The organism is Thioalkalivibrio sp. ALJ4, from assembly GCF_000377225.1.
Classification (GTDB): Bacteria; Pseudomonadota; Gammaproteobacteria; order Ectothiorhodospirales; family Ectothiorhodospiraceae; genus Thioalkalivibrio.
The window spans coordinates 73914-95705 of sequence record NZ_KB897917.1; the positions used below are offsets into that span (position 1 = coordinate 73914).

21 protein-coding genes are annotated in these 21792 nt (G+C 67.7%); 5 read left to right on the forward strand and 16 right to left on the reverse strand.

The features are described from left to right. Positions 1–43 precede the first annotated feature (43 nt). Genes C936_RS0100345 through C936_RS0100360 form a run of 4 tightly spaced genes read right to left on the reverse strand, consistent with a single transcriptional unit; the run spans position 44 to position 1707 of the window. A complete protein-coding gene (locus C936_RS0100345) occupies positions 44–631 on the reverse strand; it encodes a histidine phosphatase family protein (protein ID WP_018138952.1) in 588 nt (195 codons plus the stop codon). Continuing rightward, positions 628–1194, reverse strand: a complete 567-nt coding sequence (ampD, locus tag C936_RS0100350; protein ID WP_018174876.1) for a 1,6-anhydro-N-acetylmuramyl-L-alanine amidase AmpD — start codon at positions 1192–1194, stop codon at positions 628–630. The genes C936_RS0100345 and ampD overlap by 4 nt, the downstream gene beginning before the upstream one ends. Further along, a complete protein-coding gene (locus tag C936_RS0100355) occupies positions 1191–1517 on the reverse strand; it encodes a co-chaperone YbbN (RefSeq protein WP_081601210.1) in 327 nt (108 codons plus the stop codon). Before C936_RS0100355 ends, ampD begins: the two co-directional genes overlap by 4 nt. Before the next feature lie 31 nt (positions 1518–1548). After that, entirely contained in the window at positions 1549–1707 is a 159-nt protein-coding gene (locus tag C936_RS0100360) for an entericidin A/B family lipoprotein (protein ID WP_018138949.1), read from the reverse strand. 140 nt (positions 1708–1847) lie between these two features. Here C936_RS0100360 and C936_RS0100365 point away from each other — a divergent pair, with 140 nt between their 5' ends. Beyond that, a complete protein-coding gene (locus tag C936_RS0100365) occupies positions 1848–3899 on the forward strand; it encodes a UvrD-helicase domain-containing protein (RefSeq protein ID WP_018174877.1) in 2052 nt (683 codons plus the stop codon). Between the two features lie 265 nt (positions 3900–4164). Here C936_RS0100365 and C936_RS0100370 read toward each other — a convergent pair whose 3' ends face one another. Then, complete coding sequence (locus C936_RS0100370) at positions 4165–5886, reverse strand: potassium/proton antiporter (protein ID WP_018138947.1); 1722 nt, start codon at positions 5884–5886, stop codon at positions 4165–4167. Here C936_RS0100370 and C936_RS0100375 point away from each other — a divergent pair. Then, positions 5885–6925: a lipid A deacylase LpxR family protein gene (locus C936_RS0100375; RefSeq protein ID WP_018174878.1), complete on the forward strand. Its 1041-nt coding sequence runs from the start codon at positions 5885–5887 to the stop codon at positions 6923–6925. The two genes, C936_RS0100370 and C936_RS0100375, sit on opposite strands and share 2 nt — an antisense overlap. 15 nt (positions 6926–6940) lie before the next feature. Here C936_RS0100375 and C936_RS0100380 read toward each other — a convergent pair whose 3' ends face one another. Next, positions 6941–7888 carry an MBL fold metallo-hydrolase gene (locus C936_RS0100380; protein ID WP_018174879.1) on the reverse strand — a complete coding sequence of 316 codons (948 nt, stop codon included), beginning with the start codon at positions 7886–7888 and terminating at the stop codon, positions 6941–6943. Between the two features lie 443 nt (positions 7889–8331). On the opposite strand from C936_RS0100380, the gene C936_RS0100385 reads away from it, so the two are divergent. The 3 genes from C936_RS0100385 to dut are packed head-to-tail and all read left to right on the forward strand — an operon-like array spanning position 8332 to position 10637. Continuing rightward, the gene (locus tag C936_RS0100385) at positions 8332–8934 is read left to right on the forward strand and encodes a DUF502 domain-containing protein (RefSeq protein WP_018174880.1); all 603 of its coding nucleotides are present in this window, start codon (positions 8332–8334) and stop codon (positions 8932–8934) included. A 10-nt stretch (positions 8935–8944) separates the two neighbouring features. After that, on the forward strand, positions 8945–10195 hold the full coding sequence (gene coaBC / locus C936_RS0100390) for a bifunctional phosphopantothenoylcysteine decarboxylase/phosphopantothenate--cysteine ligase CoaBC (protein WP_018174881.1): 1251 nt from the start codon (positions 8945–8947) through the stop codon (positions 10193–10195). Next, entirely contained in the window at positions 10176–10637 is a 462-nt protein-coding gene (dut, locus tag C936_RS0100395; protein ID WP_018174882.1) for a dUTP diphosphatase, read from the forward strand. The genes coaBC and dut overlap by 20 nt, the downstream gene beginning before the upstream one ends. 18 nt (positions 10638–10655) lie before the next feature. On the opposite strand, the gene msrA is transcribed toward dut, so the two are convergent. The 10 genes from msrA to C936_RS0100445 all read right to left on the reverse strand — a co-directional run bounded on the left by msrA (position 10656) and on the right by C936_RS0100445 (position 21789). Then, the gene (msrA, locus tag C936_RS0100400; RefSeq protein ID WP_018174883.1) at positions 10656–11291 is read right to left on the reverse strand and encodes a peptide-methionine (S)-S-oxide reductase MsrA; all 636 of its coding nucleotides are present in this window, start codon (positions 11289–11291) and stop codon (positions 10656–10658) included. Positions 11292–11322: 31 nt separating this feature from the next. Next, on the reverse strand, positions 11323–12483 hold the full coding sequence (locus C936_RS0100405) for a PQQ-dependent sugar dehydrogenase (protein ID WP_018174884.1): 1161 nt from the start codon (positions 12481–12483) through the stop codon (positions 11323–11325). Between the two features lie 84 nt (positions 12484–12567). Further along, on the reverse strand, positions 12568–13392 hold the full coding sequence (locus C936_RS0100410) for an Fpg/Nei family DNA glycosylase (RefSeq protein WP_018174885.1): 825 nt from the start codon (positions 13390–13392) through the stop codon (positions 12568–12570). 13 nt (positions 13393–13405) lie between these two features. Next, the gene (locus tag C936_RS0100415) at positions 13406–14383 is read right to left on the reverse strand and encodes a lipid A biosynthesis acyltransferase (protein WP_018138938.1); all 978 of its coding nucleotides are present in this window, start codon (positions 14381–14383) and stop codon (positions 13406–13408) included. Continuing rightward, a complete protein-coding gene (locus C936_RS0100420) occupies positions 14380–14718 on the reverse strand; it encodes a tetratricopeptide repeat protein (protein ID WP_018138937.1) in 339 nt (112 codons plus the stop codon). The genes C936_RS0100415 and C936_RS0100420 overlap by 4 nt, the downstream gene beginning before the upstream one ends. A 28-nt stretch (positions 14719–14746) precedes the next feature. Beyond that, positions 14747–16201, reverse strand: a complete 1455-nt coding sequence (locus C936_RS0100425) for a TrkH family potassium uptake protein (protein WP_018138936.1) — start codon at positions 16199–16201, stop codon at positions 14747–14749. Between the two features lie 13 nt (positions 16202–16214). Next, a complete protein-coding gene (trkA, locus tag C936_RS0100430; protein WP_018138935.1) occupies positions 16215–17594 on the reverse strand; it encodes a Trk system potassium transporter TrkA in 1380 nt (459 codons plus the stop codon). A gap of 57 nt (positions 17595–17651) precedes the next feature. Further along, positions 17652–19031 carry a sigma-54 dependent transcriptional regulator gene (locus tag C936_RS0100435; RefSeq protein WP_018174886.1) on the reverse strand — a complete coding sequence of 460 codons (1380 nt, stop codon included), beginning with the start codon at positions 19029–19031 and terminating at the stop codon, positions 17652–17654. After that, positions 19028–21235 (reverse strand): ATP-binding protein, encoded by a 2208-nt coding sequence (locus C936_RS0100440; protein ID WP_038038520.1) that lies wholly within the window; start codon positions 21233–21235, stop codon positions 19028–19030. Before C936_RS0100440 ends, C936_RS0100435 begins: the two co-directional genes overlap by 4 nt. Continuing rightward, entirely contained in the window at positions 21220–21789 is a 570-nt protein-coding gene (locus C936_RS0100445) for a DUF4390 domain-containing protein (RefSeq protein ID WP_018138932.1), read from the reverse strand. The genes C936_RS0100440 and C936_RS0100445 overlap by 16 nt, the downstream gene beginning before the upstream one ends. Positions 21790–21792: the final 3 nt, after the last annotated feature.

Consider the following 21792-nt stretch of genomic DNA (forward strand, 5'->3'; position numbering starts at 1 on the left):
CGTTCCGGCGCATACGTGCAAACCGGAACGCGTCCTCCGCACATCACGGCAGGCGGTTGGTGTGGATCACGCGCCAGCCGCGCGTCGGATGCCGATGCAGTCGGGTCCGGCTCGCATACTCGCATTCCAGCTGGAACAGCCGCTCGTCCGGCACCCCCATCACCCAGCCGACCAACGCACGGATGACCCCGGCGTGCACGATCACCAGCACTCGTTCCACCGGCTGGCCGCCGACCGTGGTCTCGAAGGCCGCCTCCACCCGCCGGCGAAAGGCGCCCAGCGGCTCCGCCCCGGCCGGCCGCGAATGGACCGGATCGGCATAGAACGCCCGGTATTCCTCCGGCCGTTCGCGCTGCAGCTCGACCCGTGTGCGTCCCTCCCAGTCGCCAAAGCCGACCTCGCGCAGGTCCGGCTCCAGATGCAGGGACAGGTCACGCTCGTCCGCCAGGCGCTCGGCAAACGCCCGGCAGCGGTGCATCGGCGAACTAACGACCGCCTGCCAGCCGTCATCGTCACGCACCGCGTGTTCCATCTGCGTCCACCCCTGCGCGCTGAGCGGGTCGTCGCAGCCATGCCCACGATAGCGCTGCCCGCCCTCCGGTTCGCCGTGTCGCAACAGATCCACAATCATGCCGTGTCCTCGCTCAGGCAGGCCTCCAGCCAGGCCCAGTCGAAATGCGGGCCCGGGTCGGTCTTGCGCCCGGGGGCGATGTCGCAGTGGCCCACCAGCGCATCCGGGGTAATGGCCGGAAAGCGTTCGCGCAGCCAGCCGATCAAACGGGCCAGCTCGGCGTACTGCACCGGCGTGAACGGATCGTCGTCGGTGCCCTCGAGTTCGATGCCAATGGAAAAATCGTTGCAGCGCTCGCGGCCACGCCACTGCGAGGCGCCGGCATGCCAGGCCCGCCGGGAGAACGGCACGAACTGGGTCGCCACCCCCGCCCGATCGATCAGCACATGGGCGGACACGCGCAGATCGGCGATCTGCGCAAAGTAGGGGTGGGCACCGGGGTCGAGCCGGTTCTGGAACAGTTCGGCCACGTGCGGCCCGCCGAACGTGCCCGGCGGCAGGCTGATGGCATGCACGACGATCAACTCGGGCTCCATCCCCGCAGGGCGTGCGTCCTGGTTCGGGCTCTCAAGCACTTGGGCCGACGGCCACCAGTCGCGATCGACGATCATAGTCTCGGTCACGGGGCCTCCTCGGGCGGGCGCTGCAGGCAGGCCGCGAGGGCCTCGAGCAGCAACGGCAGGCGTGGCGGGGCCTCGAGGCGGCCGTGGTAGGCACCGGCATTGAAAACGAACAGGGCCGGGAGGTGGAAGACCTCGAACTCGCGCACCAGCGCGGTATCCATCTCTGCATCGACGACGAACAGGGCGGGCGCTTCGGGCTCGGCCTGCCACTGCTCCAGCACCCGGCCCATCACCTTGCAGGCCCCGCAGCCCCGGCGGGTAAACAGGATCACCGCCGGACCCGGGACCTCCAGGAGGTGCTGATGAAAGTCGAACTGGGTCAGCCGGGGCAGGCCCGTCTGACGCAGGGTCGGGTCAGTTGGAGTTGTCTTCGGCCTGTCGCTCAATGGATTCACCGGCATCCTGCACGTCTTCGCCAAACCCCTCCATAGTGGCGCAACCAGCGATGCCAAGCGAGCCCAGAGCCACCAGCAGGATCAGCAGGGCGGCGGGAATGCATTGCGTGAAATGCATGCGAGCTCCTTGTCTCTTTCGTGATTCGGTCCGTGATACCGACTGCCAAAGGGCACTCCAGGGACGGTCACACTTTATGAGGCGCACGCACTGGGGTAGTTTACGCGCCGCCCTCTTTTCGTGAAGGAAGTCGCAACCCTGTGTCCGACCTGAATCCGCAACAACAGGCGGCCGTGACCACCACGGACCGCCCCCTGCTGGTCCTGGCCGGAGCGGGCTCGGGCAAGACCCGGGTGATCACCGAGAAGATCGCGTACCTGATCGAGCAGCGCGGGCTCGAGGCGCGCCGGATTGTCGCGATCACCTTTACCAACAAGGCCGCGCGCGAGATGCGCGAGCGCGTCCAGGGACGCCTGTCGAAGGAACAGGCGCGCGGGCTCGGCGTCTCCACCTTCCACACCTTCGGGCTGAACTTCCTGCGCCGCGAACTGGACGCGGCCGGGCTGCGTGCGGGCTTCTCCATCCTCGATCCGGGCGACTGCCGCTCGCTGCTGCGCGAGATCACCTACCGCGACGATACCGGCTCCGAGGTCGACGCCCTGATCGGCCACATCAGCCGCTGGAAGAACGACTTGATGACGCCGGAGGAGGCGCTGCACGAGGCCAGCCAGATGAGCGACGCCCCGGAGGCGACCGCCGCGGCCAATCTCTACCCGCGCTACGAGGATGCCCTTCGCGCCTACAATGCGGTGGACTTCGACGACCTGATCAAGCGCCCGGTGGACTGCCTGCGCGCGGACACCGAGCTGCGCAACCGCTGGCAGGACCGCATCCGCCACCTGCTGGTGGACGAATACCAGGACACCAACTCCGCGCAGTACCAGCTGGTGCGCCTGCTGGTGGGCGTCAGTGACGGCCTGACGGTGGTCGGCGACGACGACCAGTCGATCTACGCCTGGCGCGGCGCCCGCCCGGAAAACCTCGCGCGTCTGCAGCAGGACTTCCCGCGCCTGGAGGTGATCAAACTGGAGCAGAACTACCGCTCCACCAACCGCATCCTGCATACCGCGAATGCGCTGATCGCCAACAACCCGCATGTGTTCGAGAAACGCCTGTGGAGTGCGCTCGGCGCGGGCGAGAAGATCGAGGTGATCGGCTGCTCCGACGCCGACACCGAGGCCGCGCGCGTAGTCTCCGAACTGATGCGCCGGCGCTTTCGCCTGAACGCGGGCTGGGGCGACTTCGCCATCCTCTACCGCAGCAACCACCAGTCACGGTTGTTCGAGAAGCTCCTGCGCGAGCAGGGCATCCCCTACCGCCTGAGTGGTGGGCAGTCGTTCTTCGAGAAGGCCGAGATCAAGGACCTGGTCGCCTATCTGCGCCTGCTCGCCAACCCGGACGACAACACCGCCTTCCTGCGCGTGGTCAATGTGCCGCGCCGCGAGATCGGCCCGGCGACGCTGGAGAAACTCGGCCACTACGCCAACCAGCGTGGCACCTCGCTGCTGCAGGCCGCGCGCGGGGCCGGCCTGTCCGAGTACATGGACGCCCGGGCGCAGGCACGCCTGGAACGCTTCACCGACTGGGTCGACGGCTTCCAGCGCCGCGGCGAGGACGAAGCGCCGGACGCCTTGCTGCGCACCCTGGTCGAGGACATCGACTACGAGTCCTGGCTGCTGGAGAACAGCTCCAACCCGCGTGCCGCGACCCGACGCATGGAGAACGTGCGCGAGTTCATCGACTGGGTCGGGCGCATGGGTGGCGGCAACACCACCGCGGAGTACGGCGACGACGAGGCAGACGACGCGCAGACCATGGACCTGGCCGATATCGTCAACCGCATCAGCCTGATGGACATTCTCGACCGCAACCGGGAGTCCCAGGACGGCGACGAGTCCGTGCAACTACTGACCCTGCACACGGCCAAGGGGCTGGAGTTCCCGCATGTCTGCCTGGTCGGCTTCGAGGAGGAGCTGCTGCCGCACCGGGTCAGCGTGGAGGACGATTCCATCGAGGAGGAGCGGCGGCTCGCCTATGTCGGGCTGACCCGTGCCCAGCAGACCCTGCTGATCACCTACGCCCAGAACCGGACCCGCTACGGCGAGACCCTCGAATGCGAGCCCTCGCGCTTTCTCGACGAGCTGCCCGAAGAACACCTCGAATGGCCGGACGCCAGGCCGCCGGATCCCGAGACCCAGAAGCTCACTGCCCAGGCCCACCTGGCCGGCCTCAAGGCCATGCTCGGCAAATAGCCGCTGCGCGGCCGGGGAGCCTTCGCTCACTACTGGGGCGCCCGGCCCATTCCGGACGCCCCGGCCCGCTCCCCCCTTCGTCTTCTTGGCATCTCGCCGTGCGCGCCCAGCGCCTCAGGCGGCCCAAAAGTATGAAATTTGTCACACCCTGCTTTTGATTCTTATATCAAAGCCCCCACCTCAATTGAAGCCGCAAATGCGATCCATACGGATCTGATCAAGCAAGCCCCCTGTCCGGCCTCCGGCATCGACGGCATCGACGGCATCAGTGGCGCAGCTTCAGGCCGACCTTGGTGATGCGGGCGCCGTCCATCTCGCGGATCACCAGGCGCATCGGGCCAAGGTCGACGGCGTCGCCGACGACCGGCTCGGCCTGGAGTTCACGACGCAGGTAGTCCTCCAGGGTGTCGCCCTGGTGTTCGGGCGGTACCGGGGCGCCGTAGGCCATGCCGACCGCCCCGAGTTGGGCGTCGCCATTGAGGGCAAACTCCCCGAACACACTTTGCTCGGTCAGGCGTTCCGGCACCTGGTCCTGCGGGACGAACAGGCGGTCGAGGTCATGCAGATCGGCCGGGGCGACCATGATGTAGAGGTGGTCGCCGGCATGCAGATCGAGCAGCTCGAGCGTGTCCAGCAGCTTGCCCTCGCGCAGGTGAGCCACGACCCGCGCACTGCCCGGCAGGCGGAAGTTCGACCACGCCTCGCGCACCACCGGCGTGGTCTCGGCCAGGCGATAGCCGACCAGCTCCATCTCCTGCTGTCCGGGGATGTCCAGCTCGGTGCGCTGCACCCGCGCGGTGGTCGGGGGCAGCTCCAGTCCCAGCCAGCGCGCCGAGGGCGCGACGGTCCAGCCCTGCACCAGCAGCGAGATCAGCACCACGAAGAACACGACGTGGAAGAAGTAGCCCGCCAGCTCCAGCCCGGCGAGCAGCGGGAACAGCGCCAGGATGATCGGTACCGCGCCGCGAAGACCGACCCAGGCGATGAAGACCTGTTCGCGCCACGGGAAGCGGAACGGGTACAGGCACAGCCATACGGCCAGGGGCCGGGCAACCAGGATCAGGACCGCGGCGACGAGCCCCGCATCCAGTGCCACCGGGGGCAGCCCCGAGGGCGTCACCAGCATGCCGAGCATCAGGAACATGCCGATCTGTGCCAGCGAGGCGATCCCGTCGTGGAAGCGCTTGATGTTCTGCGAGGCCTCCAGCGGGCGGTTGCCGATCAGCAGCCCTGCCAGGTACACGGCCAGAAAGCCCGAGCCGCCCACCAGGCCGGTCAGGCCGAAGATGGCCAGTGCCCCGGCCATCGCGAACAGCGGGTACAGCCCGCCCGCCATCGGCACCCGGTTGATCAGCGCCAGCAGGGCGAAACCGCCCGCCACACCAAACAAGGCCCCCAGCCCCATTTGCTGGACAAACTCGATGGCGACGACCACCCCGAATTGCTGGTCGGGCATCAGCAACAGCTCGATCAGCACGATGGTCAGGAAGATCGCCATCGGGTCGTTGGAGCCGGACTCGATCTCGAGGGTGGCGCCGACACGGCTTTTCAGTTCGAGCCCGCGCGAACGCAACAGCGAGAACACCGCAGCCGCGTCGGTGGATCCCACAATCGCTCCCAGCAGGAGCCCCTCCAGCCAGGACAGCCCCAGCCACCAGACGGCAAACACTCCGGTCAGGCCCGAGGTCACGAGCACCCCGAGCGTGGCCAGTCCCAGGGCCGGTTTCAACCCGATACGGAAATTGCGAGCAGGAGTGCGCATCCCGCCGTCGAACAGGATAATCGCCAGCGCGGCCGAGCCGATCAGATAGGCCAGGGTGATATTCTCCACCTCGAGACCGCCCGGGCCCTCCGGCCCGAGCAGCATGCCGATCACCAGGAACACCAGCAGCAGGGGCACACCCAGCCGCGAGGTGATCACGCTCGAAAGGATGCTGCCCAACAGCACAATGGCCGCCAGGAAGATGATCTGGTTGGAGAGGTCCATGCGTCGATCATACCGGAAGCCCCCGAAAACCCGCCCGGGGAGAGCGGCCCTTGCCCTGGCCGGCGCGCTGGCTGTCCCACTGGGTCTCGCAGCAGCGCCGGCCGCCGCCGAGCGCGGCGTCGACGCGCTGCACTTCGAGTTCGAGAACGACCTGTTCGCCGGTGAGGACCGCTACTACACCAATGGTTTCCGCATCGGCTGGACGCGCAGCGAGGAGCGCGTACCCCCCTGGCTGCAGCGGGTCGCGGACGCCCTGCCCTACTTCGTCGATCGCGAGGAGCGCGGGCGCCTGAAATCGGCCATCCACCTGGGCCAGAACATGTACACCCCGGAGGACATCGAGCGCTCGCCCGCGGACCCGGACGACCGTCCCTACGCCGGCTGGCTGTACCTGAACTTCAGCCTGGCCGAGGATCATGGCGACCGCCTGGACCGCCTGCAGGTCACCGTGGGCACCGTCGGGCCCGCCTCGCTGGCCGACCGCACACAGAAGGAAGTCCACAGCTGGTCCAGCGCGCCGCAACCACAAGGCTGGGACGATCAGATCGGCAACGAGGCAACCCTGATGGTGGGCTACGAGCGCCAGCTACGCGGGCGCTCGCATCGCGCCGAGGGCGGCTGGGGCTGGGACCTGACGCCACACTGGGGCGCGACCGTGGGCAGCCCGTTCACCTTCGCCAACGCCGGTGCAATCGTGCGCGCCGGCCGCAACCTGCCACGCGACTACGGCCCGCCTCGGATCAATCCGGCCCTATCGGGTTCGCATACCTTCGAGACGGTCGGCTCCATGGGCGGCTATCTGTTCGCGGGGGTAGATACCCGGCTGATGGCCTATGACCTGTTCCTGGACGGCCCGCTGTTTCGCGACGGGCCCTCGGTGGACAAGCACCCAGCAGTGGGGGAACTGACCGCCGGGTTCGTGTTCCATGTGGGCGGGGTGCGCCTGGGCTACACCCATGTGTGGCGTTCGCGGGAGTTCAGCGGCCAGGCCAAGGGCGCGGCGGAGTTCGGCTCGCTGCACGCCACCTGGCAGTTCTGACTCCGGCCGCGCGCCTCAAAACACCGCGGCCTCGACGTCGGGGTAGGTCGTGGCGACCGAGCGGTCGATCTTGTCCTCGAAGCCCGGGTAGTCCTCGAGGATGTCCGCCATGCGCTCGCGCACGAGCGGCACGGTCTCGAAGTCGGCCAGCCCCTGCTCCACGCCCTCCTCAATCGCATCCCAGAGGGTGACCAGATAGTTCTGCAGGCGCGGCAGGGTCTCCGCCCCCTCGAGCCGGCCGTGGCCGGGCACGACCACATCGGGTTCCAGCGCGATCAGCTCGTCCAGCAGCTCGATCCACTGCGCGACATCGCCATCCCAGACCGAGGGCGCGCGATCGCTGTACACCACATCCCCGGCCAGCAGGATCTTCGTCTGCGGCAACCAGACGATCAGGTCACCCGGGGAGTGGGCACCGCCGGAGGGAAAGATGACGACCTCGGTACCGCCCAGGACTCGCGTGACGCGCTCGTCCACGGGCTTGTTCGGCAGCAATGGTGTGGTATCGCCGGTCGCACCATCGGTCATCTCGCGAAAGTTCTCGACCCAGGTCTCGGCCTCCGCCTCCATACGCTCGATGGCCTCGGGGCCGGCCATGATCTCCGGCTCGTCTTCGGCGAACGCATGATTGCCCAGCCAGTGGTCGCCATGACTGTGGCTGTTCACGATCCAGCGCACGGGCTGATCGGTCACCTCGCGGATGGCCTCGCGCAGGGCCACGCCCATGGTCTCGGACGAGCCCGTATCGAACACGAGTACACCTTCGTCGGTCACCACGAACGCCATGTTCGCGTTCCAGCCGAGATTCTCGCGGCTGGGGAAATCGCGCGCCGATGTCATCACGGCGTAGACCCCGGGGGCCACGGCCTCGGGCTGCATTTCGTAGTCCTCGGGCGCCGCCGGCTCGCCAGCCGGCGACGACGTCGTGAAGGCCAAGGCCATCGCCAGACCCGCCAGCACCACACCCAATGGTTTCCATCCCTGCATGGCAATCACCCCCGACTATTCCCGATCGTGAAGAATAGACCCGCCAGCCGCCGCAAAGTGCGCTGCGCCGCCTACGCGGCCGAAACTGATAGCATCGGGGCCTCCCCCCAGGGAAACACTGATCAATGTACACGCTCGCGTTGGTACCCCAGGTTTTCCGAGACAAGGAGCGTCGTGCAGCGGGTAGTGGTGGTTCTACCCGCAAGCGGCGCAACGCAGGATCGGGGAACCTGGGGTGCCAACCCCACAAACCATTGAACAGCAGGGGCTCGGCCGCTTTTGCGTGCGTACGGCGTTGCGGCTCGCTTATGTAGCTCGGCTACACTGCGCTCACCGCGCCTTGTTCGCACGCAAAAGCGACTCGAGCGCGAGCGCGAGCGTGTACATTGATCAGTGTTTCCCTAGGATGGAGACTGCAGGTGCGCAAGATTTCCCGGACCTTCCTGACCGGCCTGGCGGCCATCCTGCCCCTGGTCATCACCCTGGCCCTGCTCTGGTGGCTGGGCACCACGGCGGAGACGGTGCTGGGCGGGCTGCTGCGCGCGATCCTGCCCGATGCCCTGTATTTCCCGGGCCTGGGCATCCTGGCCGGGCTGGGGCTCGTGTTCGCGCTGGGCGTTCTGCTGCAGGCCTATGTGGTGCGCGGCCTGTTCGATTGGGTGGAATCGCTGATGCAGCGCATCCCAGTGGTCAAGACCATCCACGGGACCGTGCGCGACGTAACGAATCTCCTTTCCGGCGACATCCATCAGCGCTTCGGGCAGGCCGTGCTGGTGACCTTTCCGGGCAGCGACTTCAAGCTGGTCGGCTTTGTCACCCGCGAGGATTTCGAGGGGCTTCCGGAAAACCTGGGTGGCCCGGAGACGATCGCGGTCTACATGCCGATGAGCTACCAGATCGGCGGCTACACCCTGATGCTGCCGCGCGACCGCATCGAGCCACTGGGTCTCTCGCTGGAGGACGCGATGCGCTATGCCCTGACCGCCGGTGTCTCCGCGCGCCAGGACAAGGGAACCGGGTAGAATTCGCTGCATGACGGACCACCACGACCACCAGCCACGGATTCTGATCGGCGTCAGCGGCGGCATCGCCGCCTACAAGGCCTGCGAGCTGGTGCGCGAGCTGAAGCGCGCCGGCTGCGAGGTGCGCGTGGTGATGACGGCCGGCGCCCGCGCCTTCGTGACCCCGCTGACCTTCCAGGCCCTGTCCGGCGCGCCGGTGCGCACCGAGCTGCTAGATGCCGAGGCGGAATCCGGCATGGATCACATTGCCCTGGCACGCTGGGCGGACCGCATCGTGGTCGCCCCGGCCAGCGCCAGCCTGATCGCCCGCTACGCCCAGGGCCTGGCGGACGATCTGCTGAGTACGCTGCTGCTGGCCACCACCGCACCGGTCGCCCTGGCACCGGCGATGAACCATCGCATGTGGGCCCACCCGGCCACGCAGGCCAATATCGCGACCCTGAGCGAGCGCGGCGTGACCCTGATCGGGCCGGACAGCGGCGACCAGGCCTGTGGCGAGCAGGGCGAGGGTCGCATGCGCGAGCCCGCCGCGATCGCGCGGGAGCTGCTGCAGCCGGCACACGCCCCTCTGGCCGGGCGTCACGTACTGATTACCGCCGGCCCCACCTTCGAGCCGATCGACCCCGTGCGCTTTATCGGCAACCGCAGCTCCGGGCGCATGGGCTTTGCCCTGGCCGCGGCGGCACGCGACGCGGGCGCACACGTGACCCTGGTGCATGGGCCGACGGCCGAGGCCGTACCCGCGGGCGTCGCGGGCATTGCCACGGAGACGGCGGCCGCCATGCATGCCGCAGTGATGGAGCGGCTGCCCGAGACCGACATCCTGATCGCGGCCGCGGCCGTAGCCGACTACCGCCCGGCCGAGCCGCGGGCGCAGAAGATCAAGAAGTCCGACCCGGTGATGCACCTGGCGCTGGAGCGCACCCGGGACATCCTGGCCGAGGCGGCAACTCAGGCGGCCTCCCTCCCCCGGCGCCCGTTCCTGGTCGGCTTCGCGGCCGAAACCGAGCACCTGCGCGAACACGCCGAGGCCAAGCGCCGCGCCAAGGGGCTCGACCTGATCGCCGCCAACCGGGTCGGCGAGGGCCGCGCCTTCGGCACCCCCGACAACGAACTGCTGTGCCTCTGGGAGGGCGGCGAGTGCCGGCTTCCCAGCCAGCCGAAGACCCAACTGGCACGGGCGCTGATCGATCTGATCGTCGAGCGCTGGGCCGAATGCGAAACGGATCAAGGAACCCCGAATGCCCGCCCCCGAGATTGACCTGAAGATCCTGGACCCGCGCATGGGCGCGGACTTCCCGCTGCCCGCCCCGGCCACCGACGGCTCGGCCGGCGTGGACCTGCGCGCGATGATCGAGGCACCGCTGACGCTGGCGCCGGGCGCCGCCGAACTGATCCCGACCGGGCTCTCGATCCATATCGAGGACCCGGGCTACGCCGGGATGATCCTCCCCCGCTCCGGGCTGGGCCACAAGCACGGCCTGGTGCTGGGCAACCTGGTCGGGCTGATCGACGCCGACTACCAGGGGCCGCTGATGGTCTCCTGCTGGAACCGGGGCAGCAAGGCGTACACCCTGGAAGTGGGCGAACGCCTGGCACAACTGGTGATCGTACCAGTGGTACAGCCACGTTTCCGCGTGGTCGAGGACTTTGAGGAAAGCGCCCGTGGCGTCGGCGGCTTCGGCTCCTCCGGCCGCGGATGACCGTGCCCCGATGATCTCTCAGCCCGAGGGATAGGACACGCCCAGACCACCCAGGCCGCAGTAGCCGTTGGGCACCTTGGCCAGGTACTGCTGGTGGTAGTCCTCGGCAAAGTACCAGGCGTCCAGCGGCTGGATCTCCGTGGTGATGGCGCCACGCCCCGCGGCGTCCAGCGCCGCCTGGTAGCGCTCGCGGCTGACCTCGGCCGCCGCCTGCTGCTCGGCCGAGTCCACATAGATCGCGGAGCGGTACTGCGTGCCGACATCATTGCCCTGACGCATACCCTGGGTGGGATCGTGCCCCTCCCAGAACACCCGCAAAAGCGTATCGATGGACAACCGGGCCGGGTCGAACACGACGCGCACCAGTTCCGTGTGCCCGGTCTGCCCGGAGCAGACCTCCCGGTAGGTCGGGTTGCGGGTGTAGCCACCGCCATAGCCCACACTGGTCGAATACACACCGTCGGTCTGCCAGAACAGCCGTTCTGCTCCCCAGAAGCAGCCCATGCCCACATGCAGCACCTGCATGCCGTCCGGATAAGGCGGCGCGAGTGGCGTGCCCAGCACCATGTGCCGTGGCGGGACCGGCAGCGGCTCGTCGCGCCCGGGCAGGGCCTCCTCGGGCGCGGGCATGCGCGGCTCGGAAAACGCAAACATCACAAGGGCTCCTTCCGGAAACGTGGATTCGTCAGCCGGGATCGGCCGGGGTCAGCCGGATCAGCTCGCCCGGGTTGTGGTCGGTCAGCACGTAAATCGCGCCATCGTGCACGCGCACATCGCGGATGCGGCGGCCAAGATCGGGGAGCAGGTCTTCCTCGTTGACCAGCTCGCGGCCCTCGAAGGTCAGCCGGCGCAGGGTCTGGCCCCGCAGGCCACCCACCAGCAGATCGCCATCCCAGGCGGCAAAGGCGGAATCACGCAGGATCGCCATGCCGGACGGGGCAATGGCCGGCGTCCAGTAGTGGATGGCGGACTCCATCCCCTCCTTCTCGGACTCGCCGGTACCGATCGGGCCACCGGAGTAGGCGCCGCCATGCGAGATCACCGGCCAGCCGTAGTTCAGGCCGGGCTCGATAATATTCACCTCGTCGCCACCGCGCGGCCCGTGCTCGTTCTGCCAGAAGGTGCCGGTCTCGGGATCGATCACCATCCCCTGCGGGTTGCGCACGCCGATCACCCAAAGCTCGGGATGGGCGCCATCCTCGTCCACAAACGGGTTGTCGTCGGGTACCGAGCCGTCATCGTGCAGGCGCACGATGCTGCCGGCATGGTCGTCCTTCTTCTGGGCGCGATCCTGGTCACCACGATCGCCGATGCTGACGTACACATAGCCCTCGTCGTCGAACACGATGCGCGAGCCGAAGTGACGCCCGCCGCGGGCCGCCGGCTCGGCGGAGAACAGCACTTCGACCGCCTCCAGCGCCCCGTCCGTGAACTGCCCGCGGGCCAGGCGCGTCGTCTGACCGCCCTCCACCTGCGCGGAATAAGTGAAGTACAGCCAGCCGTTGTCCTCGTAATCCGGGTGCAGGGCCAGATCGAGCAGCCCGCCCTGGTTATTCGCAACCAGGTCGTCCGGCAGGCCGGACACCATCTCGCCGCGCCCCTCGAGGTTCTCCGCGTCGGGGAAATAGCGCAGCTGCCCGGGCCGCTCGCTGATCAGCGCCCCGCCATCCGGCAGAAAGGCAATCGCCCAGGGGTGATTGAGCCCCGAGTGCAGGACTTCGCCCCGCAGCTCGCCGTCGGCGGTGGAGAATTCCTCGGCCGCGATCCCGGCCGAACCCCCGCAGGCCACCAGAAGCCCGCCCAGCAACGGGGCCGCCAGCAACCGCCCCGGGTATCGCTTGTCCATGTCCCTGCCCTCGTTAGGTCCGTACCCGTTGGTGGCCCGTACCCGCCGCCGGGTTCCCCGGGGCACCAACGCGAGCGTGTGCATTCATCCGTGTTTCCCCGGCTGACAGGACGGACACCAGTAGGTGGAGCGCAGGTGCTCGCCCGCCAGCGCCCGCTCCACCGGTGTCCCGCAGGTGCGGCAGGCCTGCCCGCTGCGTCCGTACACGTTCAGGTACTCGTCCGTCTCGGCCCGCGCGCGCGTGATACGCGGGCCCGGCTTGAGGTTGCGTCGCAGCAGGCGCGCCGCCTCGCAGTAGAGCGCCAGGAGCTCGTCATCCGTAATCGCGCCGACCGGGTCGAGTGGATGTCGTCCGTGCAGGAACAGCACCTCCGACTTGTAGATGTTCCCGATGCCGGACGCCAGCGACTGATCCAGCAGCACATCCAGAATGGGTCGCGCGGGGGCGCTGCGGGCACGGATACGCCGGACGACTGCGGTCAGGTCCACCTCCGGGTCCAGCAGATCCGGCCCCACGCGCGCATCCAGTCGCTCCGGGTCGCCGCGCCCCTCCGGCCGGGGTTGCCAGGCGAGTTCGCGCGGATGGAAACAGACCAGCACCCGGTCCGCGAGCCGCAGCACGGCCCAGGCCTGATACTCCGGCTTGTGCCAGACGGCCCCCGGCGCATACTGGTGCCAGGTCCCGTACATGCCCAGGTGCGTGCGCAGCTGCCAGGCGCGGCCCGCGGCGTCGTCCAGCTCGATCAGCAGATGCTTGCCGCGCGCGCTCACGCCACGCGCAGCCATGGCCCCATGCTCCACCAGTGCCGCACCACGCCGGGACCGGGTCGACACGGCCTCCAGCGCGGCGCCGGTCAGCAGCGGACCCAATGCCCGGGCCAGCTTGTGGATGGTATCGCCCTCGGGCATCGCGGATGGACGATCAGCGCTTGCGGCTGGGATAGAGCGGGGGCTCGCCCTCGGGACGGGTGCGAAACAGGCGCATGGACCACAGGTACTGGGCCGGGGCCTGTGTGACCCCGCGTTCGATGGCCTGGTTCATCTGCCGGGCATCCGTATGGTCATCGCCGCTAGGGAAGCCCTCGAGCGGGGGCCACAGGCGCATCACGTACTGGTCCGCCACCGAGTCGTACCAGGCGAAGCTGGGCAGCACGGCCGCCTTCGACATGCGCGCCAGGCGTCCCAGCGCAGTGAGCGTCGCCTTGGGTACCCCAAAAAAGTCGACGAACACCGCTCCCTCGGCCCCCAGATCCTCGTCCGGCAGGTAGTAGAAGAAACGGCCGCGGCGAAGCTGGCGAATGGCCGGACGCAGGCCCTGCTCACGGGCGAAGATGTCGCCCGAGTAGCGTGTGCGGCTGCGGTGGTTAATCCACTCCAGCACCGGGTTCTTCATCGGCTTGGCGAACGACACACCGTCGTACATCTGGCTCATGCGCACGCCGCCGTAGTCCAGCGCCAGCGAATGCGGGGCGAGGACGATCACCGGCGTACCGGCCGCCTGCAGGCGCTCGTAGTGTTCCAGCCCCTCGATGCGGATGCGCGCGGCGTGCTGGCCGGGCTTGCCGAACCAGAGCAGGCCGTAGTCCAGCACCGTCTGCGCCTGGTAGCGGTAGTAGGCCTCCATGCGCTTCTCGCGCTCGGCCGGGGTCATTTCGGGGAAACACAGCTCGAGGTTGCACTCCACCACCGCGCGGCTGCGCCCGGCGCCCTTGCGGATCAGTCGCCCGAGCCCCCGGGCCAGTGCATGCACGGCCGGGCGCGGTATCTCCTGCAGCACCCAGGCGACGCCCAGCAGCAGCCAGCTGCCCCAGTAGCGCGGGGCGAAATGACGGCCGGTCAGCGGTGCCTGATAGGCGCCTGCCTCCTGGCCCGAGCGGGTCTCCCCGGCCTGTTCGCTCATGCGCCCCCGCCCGCATCGAGCTGCTTGCGCGCGCGCTTCGCATAGACCTCCATCTCCTTCGCCGCCTGCAGGTCGCCCTTCTCGGTGGCGATGGCAATGCCGCGTTCGCAGGTGGACAGCGCGGCCTGCGGCCGCTCCAGGTCAACGAGGGTCTTGGCCAGCAGCTTCCAGGCGGCGGAATACCCGCCATCCAGTTCCAGCGCGCGTTCCAGGTGCGGAATCGCGGCCTCCTTCTGGCCGTCGGTCGCCAGGGCGTTGCCCAGCGAAAAGCGCAGCATCGCGGAGTCCTGTCCGCCATCCAGCATGTTCTGGAAGCGTTCGATCATGTCACTCATGGAGCTCCTCCTTCTGGATATCGTCAGGCTAACGCCGCCAGAAGGCGGGCGACAGAAGCACCAGCACGGTAAAGATTTCCAGCCGGCCCATCAGCATCGCCAGCACCAGCACCCACTTGCTGAAGTCGTTAATCGAGGCGTAGTTGGCCCCGACCTCGCCCAACCCGGGGCCAAGGTTGTTCAGGGTCGCGGCCACCGCGGAGAACGAGGTGACCTGGTCCAGCCCGGAGGCCATGATCAGCAGCATCATCACCACGAAGACCATCACGTAGGCGGCGAGGAAGCCCCAGACCGCCTGGACCACGCGGTCGGGCGCTTCCTTGCCGTTCACCTTCACCGCGATCCGGGCATGCGGATGGATCAGGCGCTTGATCTCGCGCAGCCCCTGCTTCACCAGCAGCAGTACGCGCACCACCTTCATCCCGCCGCCGGTGGAGCCGGTGCAGGCCCCGATGAACGACAGGAAGATCAGCAGCACCGGGAGAAAGCCCGGCCACAGGTAGAACGCATCGGTGGTGAAGCCCGTGGTGGTCGCCACCGACACCACGTGGAAGATCCCCCGTCGCAGGGCATCGTTCGTATCGGCGGCAAAGCCGCTCCACAGCATGTAGCCGACCACGATCACGGCGGCGGAGACCAGCAGGATCAGGTAGGTACGCAGTTCCTCGTCACGCCGGTACGGCTTCCAGGTCGCGCGGTGCAGCACCAGGAAGTGCAGCGCAAAGTTCATCCCGCCAAGAATCATGAACGCGATCGCCACCGTCTCGATCGCCACCGAATCGAAGTGCCCGATACTGGCGTCGTAGGTGGAGAACCCCCCGATCGCGATGGTCGAGAACGCATGCCCGACCGCGTCGAAGGCCTCCATCCCGGCGGCCCAGTAGGCCAGCGCGCAGGCCACGGTCAGGCCCAGGTAGATGTACCAGAGGTTGCGCGCGGTCTCGGCAATGCGCGGGGTCAGCTTGTTGTCACGGATCGGGCCGGGGGTTTCGGCCTTGAACAGCTGCATGCCGCCCACGCCCAGCAGCGGCAGGATCGCCACTGCCAGCACGATGATCCCCATGCCACCCAGCCACTGTAGCTGCTGGCGATACCACAGGATCGCGCGCGGCAGGTCGTCCAGCCCGGTGAGCACCGTCGCCCCGGTGGTGGTAAGCCCGGACATGGACTCGAACACCGCATCGGTAAACGAAACCGGCAGGTTCGGGTCCAGTACCAGAGGCGCCGCCCCGGCAATCCCCAGCCCAAGCCAGAACAGCACGACCAGGATGAAGCCGTCGCGCACCTGCAGGTCGCTGCGCGCCCGGTACATCGAGCCCCACAGGATCCCGCCGATCAGCAGCAGCAGCGCGAACGCCTGCAGGAACACCCAGGCGGTGGACTCGCCGTAGAGAAATCCGATCGCCGCCGGCGGCAGCATGGTCAGGCTGAACAGCGTCAGCAGGACCCCAAGCAGGCGGGCGGTGGATGCGAAATGCAGCATCGGCCAGTACGACCTAGAAGAACAGCGCGGAGGGCTGGAACAGGCGCTGCACCTGCTTGACCTTGCGCCGGTCGGTCAGGAACAGGATCACGTGGTCACCGGCCTCGATCACCGTGTCGTGGTGCGGGATGATCACGTCCTCGCCGCGCACCACCGCGCCCACACTCGTACCCTCGGGGAAGTCGATCTCCTCGATCCGCCGCCCCACCACCTGGGAGGTGCGGGCATCGCCGTTCACCACCGTCTCGATTGCCTCGGCGGCGCCGCGACGCAGGGTATGCACGGTGGCCGTTCCGCCCTCGCGCACGCGCGCCAGCAGCGCGCTGATGGTCGCCTGCTGCGGCGAGATCGCGACGTCAATCGTGCCGCTTTGCAGCAGGTCCACATAGCTCGGACGGTTGATCAGCGACATCACCTTGCGCACGCCCCAGCGCTTGGCCAGCATGCCGGCAAAGATGTTGGCCTGGTCGTCGTTGGTCACCGCACAGAAGACGTCGTTGTTCTCGATGCCGATCGATTCGAGGAAGCGGTCGTCCGCACTGTCGCCATGCAGGACCAGCACATTGCTGGGCAGCGAGCGCGCCAGGTGGTCGGCGCGATCCGGGTCGCGCTCGATCACCTTGACCCGGTAGCGCTTGCTGAGCGTCTCCGCCAGGCGCTCGCCGATATTGCCGCCGCCGGCGATCATGATGCGTTTGTAGGGCTTTTCCAGCTTGCGCAGCTCCGAGGTGACTGCACGGATGTTCTTCTTCGCGGCGACGAAGAAGACCTCGTCGTCGGCCTCGATCACGGTGCTGCCATCCGGCTGGATGGAGCGGTTCTGGCGAAAGATCGCCGCGACCCGCGTGTGGATGCCGGGCATGTCGCTTTGCAGGTTCTTCAGCTCGTGCCCGACCAGCGGCCCACCGTAGTAGGCGCGCACGCCGACCAGCGAGACCAGCCCCTCGGCAAACTCCAGCACCTGCAGCGAGCCCGGATGTTCGATCAGGCGGTGGATGTGACGGGTGACGATCGCCTCCGGCGAGATCAGCATGTCCACCGGCATCGCATCCTGGGCGAACAGCTCCGGGGTCTCGTGGTAATCCCGTGAGCGCACACGGGCGATCTTGGTTTCGACGTTGAACAGGGTCGAGGCAACCTGACAGGCGATCATGTTCACCTCGTCGGAGTCGGTCACCGCGATGACCATCGAGGCATCCTGTGCCCCGGCGGCCTCCAGCACGCTCGGGTGCGAGGCGAAGCCGTTCACCGTCTTGATGTCGAACTGGTCCTCCAGCTCGGCCAGGCGCTCGCCGCGGGAGTCGACGATGGTGATGTCGATGCCGTCGGCGCTCAGGGCCTCGGCCAATGACTGGCCCACCTGCCCGGCGCCGAGGATGATGATGTGCTTCATGCGTCTCCCGTCCCGGAGATGTCAGGGCGTCGTGCCAGGGAAACGAAGGCTGGCGTCTCAGCCGTCGGCCTTCACCCGTTTTGGATCGATGCCCAGTGCCTTGAACTTGCGATAGAGGTGGGTGCGCTCCAGCCCCACCCGCTCGGCCAGCCGTGTCATGTTGCCTTCCGAGCGCTCCAGTTGCTGGATCAGATACTCGCGCTCGAACTGCTCGCGCGCCTCGCGCAGCGGCAGGTCGGGGATCGCCAGTGCCCCCTCCTCGAACTCCTCACCGCGCTGCGGCTGGCCGGTCAGGGTGCGCTCGACCTCGTCGCGGGTGATCTCGTCACCGGAGCCGAGGATCATCAGCCGTTGCACCAGGTTGCGCAGCTCGCGCACGTTGCCGGGCCACTGATACTGCTGCAGCCGCTCCAGCGCCGGGCGCTGGAACACCCGCATCGGCAGGCCTTCCTGCTGGTGCAGATGGCGCATATGGTAGTCCAGCAGCTCCGGGATGTCCTCCGCGTGCTCGCGCAGCGGCGGGATCGCCAGCGGCAGGACATTCAACCGGTAATACAGATCCTCGCGAAACCGGCCCTGCTCCACCGCCGCGCCAAGGTCATGCTGGCTGGCGGCAATCACCCGCACGTTGACGCTGATCGGCTGATCGCCGCCGATACGGGTAATGCGCTGGGTATCCAGGGCATGCAGCAGACGCCCCTGCGTCTGCATGTCCATCTCCGCGACCTCGTCGAGAAACAGCACGCCACCGGCGGCCTGCTCGAGCAGCCCGTAGCGCACACGATCGCCTTGCTCGCTTCCGAACAGCTCGGCCACGGCCTCGTCGCCCGACAGCGAACCGACCGATACCACGATGAACGGACTGTCCCGACGGGCGCTGCGCGCATGCAGCAGCCGGGCGAAGGTCTGTTTGCCCACCCCGGGCTCGCCGGTAATCAGCACCCAGGTGTCGTGTTGCGCCATGCGCTGCACCTGGTCGCGCAGGTTCACCATCACCGCACTGCCGCCCACCGGGTCGGCGACCGTGCCGGCATGGCGTTTCAGGCCCACGTTCTCGCGCTGGAGGCGGGCGGCCTCCAGGGCGTTGTTCAGCGTGATCAGCAGCTTGTCGATCGACAGTGGCTTTTCGATGAAGTCGTAGGCCCCCAGGCGCGTGGCATCGACGGCGGTCTCGACATTGCCGTGGCCGGAGATCATCACCACCGGACAGGGCAGACCCTCGTCGTCGCCCCACTCCTTGAGCAGGGAGATCCCGTCGCCATCCGGCATCCAGACGTCGAGGAGAATCAGATCCGGCCGGCGACTACGGCGCTGAGCCTTGGCCTCGGCCACCGAGCCGGCCAGCGCCACCTGATAGCCCTCGTCCTCGAGGACATCCTGCAACAGCATCCGGATATCCGGTTCGTCGTCGACGACCAGTACGTAGGGTTCGCTCATTCCGGTTCCTCGTGGGCCAGGGCCTGCGGGGTATGTTCGACCGGGATGCGAATGCGGAAAACCGCCCCACCTTCGCCCGCCGGTTCATTATGGCACTCAATCATGCCGCCATGTTCCTCGACGATCTTCTGCGCGACCGCCAAACCGAGACCGGTTCCACGCGGCTTGTCGGTGGTGTAGGGCTCGAAGATGCGTTCCAGCAACTCGGGCTTGATACCCGGGCCGGTGTCGGTCACCCGCAGCTCGATATGGGGTCCGGTCGGATCGTCGAGATAGGCGGTCGCGATATGCACCACGAACGCCTCCTGGTCCTTGCCGGCCTCCAGCGCGTTCTTGATCAGGTTGTGCAGCAGCTGTCGCAGGCGTCCGGCGTCGCCCCGAATCCCGGGGAGGCCCGACTCCAGGTCGGTCTGCACACGGGAATGGCCGTCGGAATCGACATACAGCTCGCAGACATCCTGGATCAGCTGGTTCAGGTCCACCGATCCCAGTTCCAGGCGCGGGGCCTGGGCGTAATCGCGGAAGGCGTTGACCAGCGTCTTCATCGCCTCCACCTGCTGGATGATCGTGCCAGTCGCGCGATCCAGCACCTCGCGGTCTGCCCCGTCCAGGACCTTGCCCAGCCGGCGCGACAGACGCTCGGCGGAGAGCTGGATCGGGGTCAGCGGATTCTTGATCTCGTGTGCCAAACGCCGCGCCACCTCGCCCCAGGCCGCGTCGCGCTGCGCCTTCAGGAACTCGGTCATGTCATCGAACACGATCGCGTGCAGGCCGCGGCTGGAGCCCGAGGTTGGCAGCCATACGGCACGCGTCATCAGCACCTTGCGCCCGGAACGGGTAAACACGACAACCTGCCGCGACCACTCGTCTTCCTGGCGCGCCAGGGCATCGTTGATCGCCTCGAAGAACTGCCCGACCAGCGGACACTCGGCGCCCAGCTCGGAGATCGGACGCGTGCGGGCGCCCTGCAGGTCGCACTCCAGGATCTGGCCGGCGGCCTCGTTCGCGGTACGAAGGCGCAGACTGCCATCCAGCGCGAGCACGCCGGAGCGCAGGTGCTGCAGGACGCTCTCCAGGTAGGCGCGCTCGGCATCCAGCAGGCGGCGGTTGCGTTCGGCCTCGTCACGCGCCTCGTTCAGCGTGCGCGTCATGGCGTTGAACGACTGCACCAGAAAGCCCAGCTCGTCGGCCCGCTGCACCGCGAGCCGGGTGGAGTAGTCGCCAGCCGCGACCGAGCGCGTCCCCTGCACCAGATCGGAGATCGGACGCACCATGCGCCTTGCCACCAGAAGCCCGGCCCACAGGGCCGCCATCAGCGAAATCGCCAGCGCCAGCGACAGGGTAAAGATAAACCCCTGAATGATCGGACCGCGCAGGTAGGCGAATTCGCGGTAGCCGGCAAAGGCGTCCTCCACACGCTGCGACAGGGCCGACATGCGCGGGTCCACCGGATAAATCCCCTGCAGGATGCGGTTCTCCGCCCCCGGTCTTCGACTACTGGTGGTCGCCACCACACGGATGACCAGCGAGCCGTCGGTCTGCGGCTCCAGGCGCGAATACGGCTGCTCCGGGCGCACGCGCATCAGGATATCGGCCCCCGGGGGACTCGGCAGGCGGCGGATCGGGCTGTCGGTGGAGGAGGCAATGATGCGGTTGTTGGAGCCGACCAGCGTCAACTCCTGGGCCCCAACCTGACGGCGGTAGTCATTCAACGCCAGCGGAACCAGGCCCTCCGAGACCCCTTCCAGCTCGCTCATCATCTCCTGCGTCTCGGTCGCCAGCTGGCGCACACGCAGATCCAGCGACGAACGCGACAGCTCCAGGGCATCCTCCAGCGCGGAGTCCACGCGCACGTCGAACCAGGAGTCCACGCCCTCGTTCAGGAACTCGAAGGAGAAGTAATAGACGACCGATACCGGCAGCACCGCGACCAGCATGAACCCCCCGACCAGCCGCAGCGTCAGGCGACTGCCGGGCACCCCCTGGCGATACTGGGCGACCATGCGCACGAACTGGTGGACGATCAGCCCCCCCAGCACCAGCAGGATTGCGGCGTGGAATACCAGCAGCCACAGGAACAGCTGCTCGAAGCGGGCCTGGTCCTGCGCCGCCCCGCCCATGACCACCAGCGAGGTCAGCAGCAGCAGGAACAGCAGGCCCATGCCCAGCAGGCCCCATGGGAAGCGTCTTAATCCAGGGACCATCGATGCCACTCCCGCCGGGTGGTGAGGTCACCGCGCAGACCGGCATCCAGCTGCAACGGCAAGGGCAGCGCCGAATACACAAGCAACAGCCGCGCGGCCATGTTGTAGTCTTCCGGCCGCTCGCGCACCGCCCCCGGGACGCCGTGCATCGGCAGGCGCCCGAGTCGGCGGGCGACATACTCCAGGGCATCGCCCAGGGTCGGCTTGAGCTCCATCCGGTCGTCGTTCACGTCGGTTACCAGGTAATACCGGTTCAGCGCAAAATATTGCAGCTTGACCCGGCGTGTCTCGCGCTGCACGGACTCCCGTCCCAGCCAGCGATCCCGTTCGATCCGGGCCTCGGCCTCGAACTCCAGTGTGACCCCATTGGCCAGCGCATCTTCCAGCACCTGCGGCAGTCGCATGTCGAGCACGAGGCGCACCAGCAGGGTGTCATCGTCCATCCACATGTGCCGGGCGTCGCGGATCTCCAGGGCCTGCGCCGTACCCGGGACCAGCGCCAGCACGAGCGACCACGCCAGCAGGAATCCGATCGGCGACCGCCCCGCGCGCATGCC